The organism is Ensifer sp. BR816, from assembly GCF_000378985.1.
Classification (GTDB): Bacteria; Pseudomonadota; Alphaproteobacteria; order Rhizobiales; family Rhizobiaceae; genus Sinorhizobium.
The window spans coordinates 4,289,257-4,301,355 of sequence record NZ_KB905370.1 but is presented as its reverse complement, the minus strand read 5'-3'; the positions used below and the strand labels follow the sequence as shown (position 1 = coordinate 4,301,355).

Annotated in this window: 13 protein-coding genes; 7 read left to right on the top strand and 6 right to left on the bottom strand. The window is 63.2% G+C overall.

What is annotated here, in order from left to right; all coding sequences use genetic code 11:
• The first annotated feature begins 247 nt into the window (after positions 1 to 247).
• Complete coding sequence (locus tag RHIBR816_RS0120650; protein ID WP_018238496.1) at positions 248 to 1,084, top strand: glycosyl transferase; 837 nt, start codon at positions 248 to 250, stop codon at positions 1,082 to 1,084.
• Positions 1,085 to 1,264: 180 nt separating this feature from the next.
• Positions 1,265 to 1,627, top strand: coding sequence for a VOC family protein (locus RHIBR816_RS0120645; RefSeq protein ID WP_018238495.1), 363 nt, complete (start codon positions 1,265 to 1,267; stop codon positions 1,625 to 1,627).
• Between the two features lie 318 nt (positions 1,628 to 1,945).
• Here the strand turns inward: RHIBR816_RS0120645 and repC are convergent, their stop codons facing one another.
• The 3 genes from repC to repA all read right to left on the bottom strand — a co-directional run bounded on the left by repC (position 1,946) and on the right by repA (position 5,614).
• Positions 1,946 to 3,256, bottom strand: a complete 1,311-nt coding sequence (gene repC / locus RHIBR816_RS0120640; protein ID WP_018238494.1) for a plasmid replication protein RepC — start codon at positions 3,254 to 3,256, stop codon at positions 1,946 to 1,948.
• 156 nt (positions 3,257 to 3,412) lie between these two features.
• Positions 3,413 to 4,417: a plasmid partitioning protein RepB gene (gene repB / locus RHIBR816_RS0120635; RefSeq protein ID WP_018238493.1), complete on the bottom strand. Its 1,005-nt coding sequence runs from the start codon at positions 4,415 to 4,417 to the stop codon at positions 3,413 to 3,415.
• 3 nt (positions 4,418 to 4,420) lie between these two features.
• On the bottom strand, positions 4,421 to 5,614 hold the full coding sequence (gene repA / locus RHIBR816_RS0120630; RefSeq protein ID WP_034816562.1) for a plasmid partitioning protein RepA: 1,194 nt from the start codon (positions 5,612 to 5,614) through the stop codon (positions 4,421 to 4,423).
• 296 nt (positions 5,615 to 5,910) lie between these two features.
• Here repA and RHIBR816_RS0120625 point away from each other — a divergent pair, with 296 nt between their 5' ends.
• Both RHIBR816_RS0120625 and hutC read left to right on the top strand, forming a co-directional pair.
• Entirely contained in the window at positions 5,911 to 6,090 is a 180-nt protein-coding gene (locus tag RHIBR816_RS0120625; protein WP_018238491.1) for a hypothetical protein, read from the top strand.
• 192 nt (positions 6,091 to 6,282) lie between these two features.
• Positions 6,283 to 6,990 (top strand): histidine utilization repressor, encoded by a 708-nt coding sequence (hutC, locus tag RHIBR816_RS0120620; protein WP_026187247.1) that lies wholly within the window; start codon positions 6,283 to 6,285, stop codon positions 6,988 to 6,990.
• Between the two features lie 40 nt (positions 6,991 to 7,030).
• Here hutC and RHIBR816_RS38040 read toward each other — a convergent pair whose 3' ends face one another.
• From RHIBR816_RS38040 to RHIBR816_RS38025, 3 genes are all read right to left on the bottom strand, one after another.
• The gene (locus RHIBR816_RS38040) at positions 7,031 to 7,423 is read right to left on the bottom strand and encodes a hypothetical protein (protein WP_018238489.1); all 393 of its coding nucleotides are present in this window, start codon (positions 7,421 to 7,423) and stop codon (positions 7,031 to 7,033) included.
• Between the two features lie 495 nt (positions 7,424 to 7,918).
• On the bottom strand, positions 7,919 to 8,170 hold the full coding sequence (locus tag RHIBR816_RS38030; protein ID WP_018238487.1) for a hypothetical protein: 252 nt from the start codon (positions 8,168 to 8,170) through the stop codon (positions 7,919 to 7,921).
• 93 nt (positions 8,171 to 8,263) lie between these two features.
• The gene (locus RHIBR816_RS38025) at positions 8,264 to 8,542 is read right to left on the bottom strand and encodes a hypothetical protein (RefSeq protein WP_034815536.1); all 279 of its coding nucleotides are present in this window, start codon (positions 8,540 to 8,542) and stop codon (positions 8,264 to 8,266) included.
• Between the two features lie 61 nt (positions 8,543 to 8,603).
• Between RHIBR816_RS38025 and RHIBR816_RS38020 the strand changes: the two genes are divergently transcribed.
• From RHIBR816_RS38020 to RHIBR816_RS0120585, 3 genes are all read left to right on the top strand, one after another.
• Positions 8,604 to 8,738: a GMC oxidoreductase gene (locus RHIBR816_RS38020; protein WP_018238485.1), complete on the top strand. Its 135-nt coding sequence runs from the start codon at positions 8,604 to 8,606 to the stop codon at positions 8,736 to 8,738.
• A 139-nt stretch (positions 8,739 to 8,877) separates the two neighbouring features.
• A complete protein-coding gene (locus RHIBR816_RS0120590) occupies positions 8,878 to 10,839 on the top strand; it encodes an elongation factor G (RefSeq protein ID WP_018238484.1) in 1,962 nt (653 codons plus the stop codon).
• 650 nt (positions 10,840 to 11,489) lie between these two features.
• A complete protein-coding gene (locus RHIBR816_RS0120585; protein ID WP_018238483.1) occupies positions 11,490 to 12,095 on the top strand; it encodes an NADPH-dependent FMN reductase in 606 nt (201 codons plus the stop codon).
• Positions 12,096 to 12,099: the final 4 nt, after the last annotated feature.

Sequence of the window (12,099 nt, the reverse complement as noted above, 5' to 3'; positions counted from 1 at the left end):
AGCTGTCAACTTCGTCCCTTGGAGCGCCGCGAGCGATGCCGTTGCGCCGATCGCGCGGTTGGACGGCCATCGCCCCGGGGCCACGTGGCTAGCCGAGTCTTGCCAGAGGTCGGCAATTCCTGCTTTAAGACGGCGGGGTTTGATCGATCGTCTGCAAGACCCTCGCCGCCTGTCGGCTCCGGTGCTCCGTTCCGGACGATGGTTTCGGGGTTTTTCTGCAGGCACGAAGCGAGAGAAGCGACAGTCCATGGCAAGCGTTCTGGCGGCGAGCGGCGGCGTCAAGCAGGTGATCTGCATCAGCTGGGGCACGAAATATGGTGCCCCCTTCATCAACCGGCTCTATGCCATGGTGGCGCGCAATATCACGCCGCCCTTCACCTTCACCTGCTTCACCGACAGCCGCAACAATCTTCGCCCCGAGATTCTCTGCGAGGACCTGCCGCCGCTCGATGTCGAGATGCCGAAGAATACCAAGGGCATCTGGCCGAAGGCGCGCCTCTGGGGACCGAAGCTCGGCAACCTCAAGGGGCCGGTGCTGTTCCTCGACCTCGACGTGGTGGTCGTCGGTTCGCTCGACAGCTTCTTCGAGATCAGCGAACCGGACGACGTTGTGCTGGCCGTCAATCAGACGACGCCCTTCGAGCGGCTTGGGCAGACGTCGGTGTTCCGCTTCCCGGTCGGCAAGCTCGTACCGCTGCAGGAGAAGTTCCGTGCCAATCCGCAAGGGGTCGCGGACGAGTATCGGTTCGAGCAACGCTTCGTGACGCGCAATGCGCCGGGCGGGGCAAAATTCTTCCCGCGGCGCCACGTCCTGCATTTCCGCCAGGATTGCCGCTGGCCGTTTCCGCTCAATTACTATCTGGCGCCCCGGCTCCCCGCCGATGCGCGGATCGTTCTCTTTCCGCGCGGGCTGTTGCCGCAGCACGCAATCGACGGGCAGTTCGGCTACAAGGGCCGCGCCGCGACGCCGCTCGGCCACGTCCGCGGCATGTTTTCTCCGGAGCGCAGAGAGAAGAACCCGTTCCGCTATCTGCGCCACTATATTCGCCCGACCCAATGGGTCGCCGAGCACTGGCGCGAGTGATCTACAGCGCCGCGCGTCTTATCAGACGCGCAAAGGTCGCTGTAGCACTTTGAATTGCTGCATGTCTTTGTCCTTAAATCGAGTCGATTCAAGGAGACATGCAGTAGGGCAGTTGACAGCTGTCAACAGGTGTCGAGCCGCCGCGCGCCCGAATTGCCGGTCACCGGGAAAGGAAAGACAGTGCCGCTCAACAGGCTGGTCATCTACGCCGGAAATGTCGAAGAGACGGCGCGCTTCTACGAAAAGCAGTTCGGCTTTGCTGTAACCAGACAGTCCGGTGACAGGATCGTCGAACTGGTCGCCCAGAACGGCGGCGCCAGCCTCCTGCTGCATCCGGCGGCAAAAGGTCAGCGCGGCGGTCAATCCGTCATCAAGCTCGTCTTCGACGTGGAGGACGTCGAGGCGTTCTGCCGGCGATCTCAGGAAAACGGCCTTGCGTTCGGACCGATACACGGCGCTGACGGCTATCAGTTTGCCAATACGAAAGACCCTTGTCAGAATTCCGTATCGGTCTCCAGCCGGGCTTTCCGCAAAACGGACTGAAAGCCGCGACGAGCGCATGGGCGTACTCACCATCAGCGAGTACCGAATGGCTGATATGCCTGTCGGGTGTAGCGGAAACGATCGCAGAGTTAGCTTCCGCAGTGTGGCCGGGAAGCTTTTGCGTCAATGCGTTACGATACGCCGGATTTGTTGACACGAAGTGTCCTCGTCGACACCCGATGACGACGCATGGTGCGAATTCTCGGACCATCGCGACGGGGGCGACCAGTACGGGAAGATTGTCGCAGTCCCATCCTGGACGCTCGGGCGCTCTGCCAGGAAGGATCGCCGTCCACTACCCTGCCGCAATCGTCCGGGTCACGTTGCCATCAGCGCGCTCGCCCGTCTCGCCTGAGCCAGGGCACTGATCATCGGCGCAAGCGAAAAGCCCCGCTGCCTTGCGCGTCGCGTCAGATCCCTGAGATATCCGCCCGGCGAGTTGATCCGGTCGGCTCTTTCGAGAATGCAGGCCATGACGGCCGCGGTAGTCTCGTAGCCGAGGACCGCGCAGGCGTCCTGATACGCGTCGGCGCTGACGTCCAGCATTGTGCGCACGACGATTGCCGCGGTCATCAGGTCTTTCCAGTTCGCCACACGGCCGGAGGGTCCGTAATCGGCGATTTGCGGGCAGGCCTGAAGAACGGCCGGCAAGGGGATCTGGCGGTGTGCGCGGTCGACGAATTCGGCCGGCGGAACGAAGCTGTTCGGCTTCGGGGCTGGGTCATCGTGGAGCGCCGGCTGATGCGGTTGCGGGACTTCAGCCGTTCTTTCGGTTTCGCACAGGCCGTCCGCCAGCTTGGCCCCCTCGCCTTTTCCCAAGCCCGGTTCAGATTCAAGATTGGAGTCTGGATCTGAATTCTGTTTGTGCCATCCATTCTGGTGGTCATTGGTGGCCGTTTTTTGCGAATTCAGCAATATTTCCAAATGATTGGTCAGGGCATTGCGGAGTTTTTCGAGTTTTTCGAGCCGGGCTTCGAAAAAACCGACCGGCGCCTTGCGCGGCATGCCGCCGATCAGCGTTTCAAACTCGGATTCGAAGGCCTGGCAGTCAATGTCGGGACCGATCTCCCGGCTGAGATCGAGCAGCTTGGTGATGTCGCGTCGGCAGAGGCTCAGTCGTTCGCGCACGAGGCGGAGATGCTGCCGTTCGGCTGCAAGTTTCGCGGCTACGGCCTTGAACTCGTCGGCCCGTGCAAGGAGAGGTCCGAGGTCGAAACCGAAGGCTTCGCCGATGGCGCCGCTGCGGTTCTTACGGGCGTAGCGCTTGCCGTTCGGGCTGTCGCGCCGAACGATCAGCCCGGCTTCGACGAGGCAGCCGAGATGCCGGCGGAGCGTCGTTCCGGCCATGCCGTGGGTGCGAAGCGAAAGCTGAGCATTCGACGGAAAGACGACGAGGCCGTCGTCACCCGAGAGTTCGGCACCGGGATAGAAGCTCAAGAGAGCGTTGAGCACCGCAAGCGAGCGATCGGAGACGCCGATCTCCGATTTCGCTTCGCAGACCGTGCGAAACAATTTCCACTTGTCGACCGACTGCTTCGGCGAAATGTCGCCGGCAGCGATCTGCCTTGCGAGCATGCCAAGCGTCATCGCCCGGCGCCCGAAAGGCGTCGTCACACTTCCACGTTCCATTTTTCTTCACCTTTTCCAAGGCAAAAGAAAACCGTTCGCCGAAACGACGCCGAAAGGGCTTGACACTGATTCGCGGAAATGGGAATCTCTAGTTGCTACACGAGAGAAGGGTTTCCGCAGCGCTAGTCGTTCGGAAGCCTTTTTCTTTTGCTCTGCTTAATCTCCTGTTTCCTGTTGGTATTCGAGGTACAGGGCGTCGAGCCTCTGCCTCACGAATTCTGCGAAGCCCGGTGCCGCCTTCTTGCTGAAGGCAAGCGTCGTCTCCGTATCGGTGTCGCGAATGCGCACGGGGCGCGTCCGGTCGGGCGCAAGCCAAGCCTCGGCCGCGGGCCGCCTTCTGGTTTCGGCCAGGACGGCGAAGAGCTTCTCGAAGCGTCGATCGCTCTCCATCGCCGAAAATTCGCTTTGCCGGATGTGGGCAAGCGCCTTGGCGCGACGCCTGGCGTCGTCGAGCCGGTCGGCCAGTTCCATCCAGCGCCGGCGCCCGAAGGCGGGCGCGGCACCGATCGCCTCGATGATCTCCACCGGCAGACGGCGCACGACGGTGATCATCTTCGATAGTGCCGCCTTGTCGACGCCGAGCGCCGACATGGTGGTCTCACGCGAAAAGCCGCGGTCCTCGAGCCTGGTCGCAAACAGGGCACGCTCGATGAAAGAGAGATCGGTGCGGGCGTTGTTCTCCTGCCCCTGCGAGATCACGAGCTGCTCGTCGCTCAAGGCACGAATGACGGCCTTGACCTTGCCGCCGATCTCGCGGAGCGCCGCCAGTCTCCGGTGGCCGTACGCCACCTGGTAGCGGTTTTCCGTGTCCGGGTGCGGTCGCACCAGGATCGGCACCTGTTGTCCGTGGTCGCGGATCTGCTCGACCAGCGCGGCCTGCGCCTCGGGCGTGACGCCCAGGCGATCGATGACGAAGGACGCGTCGACCAGTTCCGGATCGAGCTCGACGATGGCATGGCCCTGCGCCAGCTGGCGCTCCAGCTCTTCGGCCCGCTCGACCTTCTGGGTGATGTTGGTGAGCGATCGGGTGATGCCGCCGACCAGCGCATTGGTTCGATGTCCCGGCGCAAGGCCGGCGATCGGGCGCTCGACGGCCGGACGCTCTCCAGCGAGCGGGGAGGCCGGGCTGTCGGAGATGCCGATCAGGTTCTTGCGGGCCATCGATTACTTCCTTCCCCAGACGCTGCGGATCATCTCTTCGATCTCCGCATTGACGAGCGAAAGGGAATCCATCGCCCGGTCATAGGTGCCGCGGATGAATTGCGAGCGCTCGACCTCGTAGAGCGTCTGCTTCGTGACGCCGGCATCGGAGATGGCGGTCGATTTCACCATGGCATTGTGCAGCATGCGGTTGCCGAAGATCGCCCGCATGAAGCCAGTCATCTGGCTCTGCGGGCCGTCATTCGGTTCGAAACGCGTTACGAGGTAGCGCATCCAGTCGTAGCTGGTGCGGCCGCCCGCCTTCTCGACGACGGTCATCAGTTCGCTCGTCATCGACAGGAATTGCGACATCGACATGACGTCGAGCATTTGCGGATGGACGGTGATGAGCACCGACGTCGCGGCGCAGAGCGCCGACATCGTCAGGAAGCCGAGCTGCGGCGGGCAATCGATGATGACGATGTCGTAGAAGCTCTCGATCTCCGTCAGGACCTCGCCGATCCGCGCGAAAAACAGCGTCTCGGCCGAACCGCCGATCATGGCTTTCGGCGTCTCGTGCTCGAACTCCATCAATTCGAGATTGCCGGGGATCAGATGCAGATTGGTCGTATAGGTCGAGCGCACGACGTCGGCGATCGGGCGAGGGGCCTCATAGCGGATGGCGCCGTAAAGGGTCTCGGCCTCGCCGACGTCGAGCTCCGGCTGATGGCCGAAAAGCGCCGAAAGCGAGGCTTGCGGATCGAGATCGATCGCCAGCACGCGATAGCCGCGCAGCGCCAGATATTGCGACAGGTGCGCCGAAGTCGTCGTCTTGCCCGAGCCGCCCTTGAAGTTCATCACCGAAATGACCTGCAGCTTTTCGCCCGGCCGACGGTGCGGGATGTACTTGCCCGTCTTGCTGCCGTCGTCGAGGACGCGGCGGATCCGGTCGATGTCCTCGACCGCATACATGCGCCTGCCGTTTGACAGGGGCTGCGGGCCGTGGCCTTCTGAGGCGATCTGGCGCAGATAACCTTCACCGATTCCGATGAAGGCCGCTGCCTCGGCAGGGTTGAAGAGCCGCATGGTTTTCTGCGCCGCCGGAGAGAAGATCTTCTTCTGATGTTCCTGCAGTTGATGCGCAAGTTCCTGGGCGTCGGCAGCCAGCAGCGAGGGCAAATGCTCCTGCTCGTCGACGCTCTGGACTCTCGGCTGCAACATCATGATCTCCGAAAAACTGCGCAAAAATCGGCAATAGGAGCGAATCTGCGCAGATATACTATGCGACGATTCGTGGCCGGTTGACAAACACTTAGCAAAAGCCCGCCTTGCTCAAGCACGCGGTGCGGTTTCGCGAGTATCGCGGCCCAAAAGTTGTCCGCGGACAACTCGATCCGTCAAGTTGTCCGCGGACAACGGCCGCCTTTATTCGAAACGGTCGAGACTTGAGTTGCACCGCTAGCGCTCCCCATTGCGGCAGGTTGTGTCGGAGATTTTGCGACGAAAGACGCGGCATGTTCTATCTTGGTGGCATGACCTTGGGCTATTTCACGCCGCCGACGCCGAAGCCGCGCGCCGGCAAGGACATGCCCGAGGCCCCACCGACCGATCGTGAAGCCGTCGAGGATTGCCAGCCCGAATGCGAAGAGCCTTCGGTTCGCGCCTTCGTGGCGCCCAGGCACCTCTTCTATTAGGCCCCTCGATAGAGCAAGCCGGCACTTGCGGGGTGGGCTTCGGAAAGATCCCTCACGCCGCGGAAAAGAGCAGGGCCGAGCCACAAGGGCTGTCCCCGGCGCCGGAAATCGCTAATGTGCGGGCTGGTATCTAGCGAGGGCCCGGCCATTTCCAACGATCATCCTTCAGAAGTCAGGGACCGTCCCGAGCAGTTGTCGCTGCACCAGAGAATCCTGAACGACGTCGAGGGGAACATTCTCTCCGGCCTCTGGCCGCCGGGACACCGGATTCCGTTCGAGCACGAGCTGACGGAGCAATATGGCTGTTCCCGGATGACGGTGAACAAGGCGATCAGCGATCTCGTCAGGCGCGGCCTGATCGAGCGCCGGCGCAAGTCCGGCAGTTACGTCACCTTCCCGCACGTCCAGTCGGCGGTCATGGAGATCCATGATGTCAGGCTCGAGGTCGAATCGCTCGGTCTCGATTATGCCTACAGCCTCGACGAGCGCCTGCTGCGCAAGGCCAAGACCGGCGATTCGTCGCGAATCGACCTGCCGGGCGCAGCGCGCCTCATGGAAATCACCTGCCGGCATTTCGCCGGCGGTCGGCCCTTTTGTCTCGAGGAGCGGCTGATCAGCCTTGCGGCGGTGCCGGAAGCCGAGACGGAGCCGTTCGACGCGGTCGCGCCGGGGTCATGGCTGCTCGGCCAGGTCCCCTGGAGCACGGCCGAGCATAGGATCCGGGCCGTGGCGGCAAGCCGGCAGGCGGCCCAGGCACTCGACATCGCGATCGGCGCTCCCTGCCTGGTAATCGAGCGGCGGACCTGGAGCGGCGGCGCGCCTGTCACCAGCGTCAGGCTCACCTATCCCGGCGATCGGCACGAATTGGTGGCCGAATTCGCGCCCGGTGCGAACGGGTAGTTCGCCAGCTCAAGTCTCTCCGAATTTCAGATCGCATCCATCAAAGGATGGATGGCGCCGCGGATCGCTTGCGGCGTATATAATGCACGGCTAATTTGCAGAGGTGCATGTGCTTCGGGGGAAGGGGCCGGGCATGATCGCAGGCGGGACAGTCGCGGATCTGCCAATGCCGGATGTGTGCATCGTCGGCTCCGGTCCGGTCGGCCTTGCTTTGGCCTTGTCCTGCGAGGAGCAGGGGCTGAGCGTTCTTCTTCTCGAGGCCGGCGCGCTGGACGGCCCGTCCAACGCCGGCGACACGTTCGGACCGATCGACCACACGAACGCGCATCACGCCACGGCCGGCATGACCAGCCGTGGCCTCGGCGGCACGTCGGCGCTGTGGGGTGGCCGATGCGTGGAATTCGACGATCTCGATTTTGTCGAACGGGCGCATGTGCCGCATTCCGGCTGGCCGATCAGCCATTCCGATATGCGCAACCACTATGCCGCCGCCTTTGCGTTCCTGAATTGCGGCGCTCAGCCTCCCGACGGAAAGGATGTTCCTGACGGCGGGGACATGACCTCGACGATCGAGCGCTGGAGTGCCAGGCCGGCGCTCGGGCCGTTATACAGGGCACATCTGCGCGCTTCGAGACGCATCACGCTGCTCGCCGAAGCCACCGTCTTCGGCCTCGAGCTGCGGCCGGAGGCGGGCGCGGTCGAAAGCCTCATGGTCCATCGGCAGGGGCGCACGCTTCCTGTCCGGGCGAGGACCTATGTGCTTGCCGGCGGCGGACTGGAAAATGCGCGCTTGCTGCTTGCCACCCAACGCCACTGGCCGCCAAAGTTCGGCGGGCCGCAAGGCGCACTCGGCCGCTTCTATCAGGGTCATGTCACCGGCCACATCGCCGTCGTCGAATTTGCCGATCGAAAAATGGAGAAAGCTCTTTTATTTCAAAATGATAGAGAGGGTCGGCACTTCCGTCGCCGGTTGCAGATCAGTGCCAGTGTGCAGTGCGACGAGCGATTGCTCAACGCCGCCTTCTGGCTGGATGCGCTTTCGATCGCCGATGCTTCGCACGGCTCCGGTGCCTTGTCCGCCCTCTATCTGGCGCTGGCGATCTCCGGCCTCTACGGCATGCTTTCCGAGGGACGAGCGCCGAAGACGGCGTCGGGCCGGCAGCAGGGTTATCGCGAGCATCTTCGCAATCTGCGAAGCGATCCCGCGTTCTTTCGCGATCTTGCCGCCTCGGCGGGCAATCTCATCGGCAGCCGTCTTCCCGGGCGGCGGACGCTACCCAGCCCGAAGGGCCGCTATCTGCTGCGCTATCACGCCGAGCAGAGGCCGCTCCCGGAAAGCCGGGCCTATCTCGACGAAAGGCTGTCGAATGTCTACCTCCCGGCGCTCAAGGTGAATTATCTCGTCGACGACGAAGACGTCGGCTCGGTCGTCCGCTCCCATGAGCTTCTGGACCATTGGCTGCGCGAGAACGGCACCGGCAAACTCGCCTATCTCAATGAGGCGCCGGAGCGCCGCGAAGCGGTCCGTCGACAGGCCTTCGACGGCTATCACCAGATCGGCCTGACGCGCATGTCGAGAGAGCCGCGACGGAGCCGTCAATGCCGACTGCCGCGTGCATGCCGTTGCCAATCTCTATATCGCCGGCAGTTCGGTCTTCCCCACCGGAGGCCAGGCCAACCCGACGCTTGCCGCCGTCGCCCTGGCGCTGAGGCTCGGCGCCCATCTTGCGCGAACGCAGCCCCGGTGACCGCTCCGGCCCGATCGCCGGCCCGATCACCGGCTTGCCGTCGCCTTGCCAGGAAAAAACAGCAATCTCTGGTACTTTGCCTTCGAGAGGGGCATCCTATCTTCCTGAGAGTGACATCCTGGCAGAGGGAGGAACGCGGATGCGCTGCTTTACGGTACTCGGTCCTTCGCAGATCGGAAAATCCACGCTCGTGGAAAGGTTGGGCTCGCTGGAAGGCGAGCCGAAAAAGTCAGTTTCCCCTTACGGTCTATCCATCACTGAATTCGATTTTGGCAGCGAGGCCTGGTGTGCGCTCGATGTGCCGGGCAACAACGAGGCGCTTGCGCATGCGCAGGATGCGCTGCTGGCGAGCGACGCCTGCGTTCTGTGCGTTTCGCCGGTGGTCGACGAGGCGGTGCTTGCAGCCCCCTATCTCAGGGCGATCGAGGCGTCGGGCACACCCTGCATCGTCTTCGTCAACCGGATGGATGAGCCGCGCGGCCGGCTGCGCGATGTCGTTGCGGCGCTGCAGGATTATTGCAGCCGCCCGCTCGTCCTGCGCCAGATCCCGATCCGCGACGGCGACAGGATCATCGGCAGCTGCGACCTCATTTCGGAGCGCGCCTGGCGCTATCGCGAGGGCCAGACATCGTCGCTCTTCGAGATACCCGAGAGTTCGATCGAGCGCGAACACGAGGCGCGCGCCGAATTGCTGGAGCATCTGTCCGAGTTCGACGACTGGCTGCTTGAGGAATTGATCGAGGACCGCGAGCCGGCGAGCGAGACCATCTACGCGATCTCGACCCGGGTCTTGACCGAGAACAAGATCATTCCCGTCCTGCTCGGCGCCGCCAGCCACAGCAACGGCATCATGCGGCTGATGAAGGCGCTGCGCCACGAAGCGCCGCGCGCCGATGCGCTGCGCAAGCGCCTGGCCGCATCCGCCGGCATCGACGAGGCGACGCTGACCGCCGTCAGCTTTCACGCCTATCACCGGCAGAGCGTGGGCAAGACGGTCGTCGCCCGGGCGCTGCAGAACGGCGTGAAGCAGGGCGCGGTGCTCGGCGGCGCCGGGCTCGGCGCGCTCCAGGACCCCGCGAGCGGCCGGGCGATGGCGAGCGGCATCACGGTCGCCGGGCAGATTTTCGCGGCGGTCAAATCCGACCACCTGACCGTTCCTGCGCTGCTGACGCCCCATGCGACGGTGGCGCCGCCGGACTGGACGACGCCGCCGACGCCCATCCTCGAACGGATCCTGGTGCCGGAAAGCGAGCGCGACGAGAACAAGCTCTCCGAAACGCTCACGAAACTCGCCGAAACCGATCGCGGCCTGACGGTCATGCAGGAGGAGGGCACCGGCGCGCAGCTGGTCAGCGTGCAGGGGCCGGTGCACCTGCGCGACATCTGCCGGATGCTGTCGGATGTCTTCCATGTGGAGGTGAGCGAGCGGCCGCCGAGCCCGGTCTATCGGGAGACCATATCGAAGGCGGCGGAGGTTCATTACCGCCACCGCAAGCAGACCGGCGGGGCCGGCCAGTTCGCCGACGTGAAGCTGAGTGTCCATCCGAACGGACGCGGCGAGGGGTTCTCCTTCGGAGAGACCGTCAAGGGCGGTGCCGTGCCGCGAAACTTCATTCCGGCGGTCGAGGCGGGCGCCCGCGAGGCGATGGACAAGGGCCCGCTCGGCTTCAAGGCGATCGATGTCGGCGTGCTTTTGACCGACGGCCAGCACCACTCTGTCGACAGTTCCGAATATGCATTCAGGACGGCCGGCAAGCTCGGGGTGCGGCAGGCACTGTCGCAGGCCGCGGCCGTCCTGCTGCAGCCGATTTTCCGGATAGAGATCCATGTGCCGTCGATCTATTCCGGCGCGCTCGTGCCGGTCGTCTCGACCCTCAAGGGCCAGGTCCTCGGCTTCGATCGCGACGAGGCGGCGAAGGGATGGGACATCTTCCGTGCGCTCATCCCCGGCAGCGCGCTCGAGGAACTGGCCCGGTCGCTCAGATCGGCGACGCAGGGCATCGGCTACTTTGCCAAGAACTTCGATCATTTCGAAGAACTCTACGGCAAGGAAGCACAGGCGATCGTCCATGCGCATGGCACGCATGTGAACGAGCATTGACAGGCGGGGGAGGATAGCGCGCAGACCCCTGCAACCGATTGAAGCGCATCCTCACTCACACGCTCTGGCGCAAGCGGCTGGATCGGAGCCCGAACACTTCGGCGCGCGCTGAAAGGCAGGACCCGGATCCTCGTCAGCCGGGTCGAGGCCGGCCTGTTGGCAGCGGCATTTCAGGATCGGTGGATACGATATGGACTCGGTGATGATGGTCAAGCTGATGGGGCAACGTATGCCGCCTTATCGATCTGAGAACCGGAGGCCACAATTATTACGCTGCCTGTCCGGTTGAGCGAGCGAGTAGTCGCGCGTCAAAATGATGCAATCGATTGCACAATCCGTACTGCATTCGGCGCCTGTGGCTGTGTGGAATGCGCGCACCTTGGAGCCTGACTCCCCGCAATCAAAGTCCCTGAGCATGCTCATATTCTGCGCGTTTGCATGCGATCCTTTTCAGGAGGCACTTATAAAGCGCTATTGACAAGCCTTGCAATGCCGCTTAAAGCTTGTGCTAACGTTAGCGCATACGGTGAACGCGGCTGGTTGATCGGCTTTGTCAACGGTTGAGGTCGCGGACGGGCGACGCCCACCAAGGAGGCGGCCTGCGTTCTGAACTGGCATCCAAAAAATACGAGAAAATCGGAGTCCACATCATGTCATTGTCGCGCCACGTCGCTGTACTCGTCGGAAGCCTTCGCAAGGAATCGGTCAATCGCAAGCTGGCCCTGGCTCTGGAGAAGCTCGCGCCGGCATCGCTCCGCCTCGAGATCGTCGGTATCGGCGACCTTCCGCTTTATAACCAGGACGTGGAGGATCAGGGGGCTCCCGCCTCGTGGGTACAGTTTCGGGATCGCATCCGCGCTGCCGATGCGGTGCTGTTCATCACGCCGGAATACAACCGATCCGTACCCGGTGTCCTGAAGAATGCGCTCGACGTGGGGTCGCGACCCTATGGCAAGAGTGCATGGAACGGAAAGCCCGGCGCCGTCGTCGGCACTTCACCAGGCATGTTCGGCGGCTTCGGCGCGGTTCACCATTTGCGCCAATCGCTTGTGTCGCTCAACGTTCCGGTGCTTCAGCAGCCCGAGGTCTACCTCAGCGGCGCCGACAAGATTTTCGACGCCTATGGCAACATCGCCAACGAAAGCACGCGCAGTTTCCTGCAGGAATTCCTGCACGCCTTCGAGGTCTGGATCGACAAGACTGGTGTCCGGCCGGCCAGCCCCGACAAGGCGGGGCAGGAACTCGTGAGAGCGTAAGAAG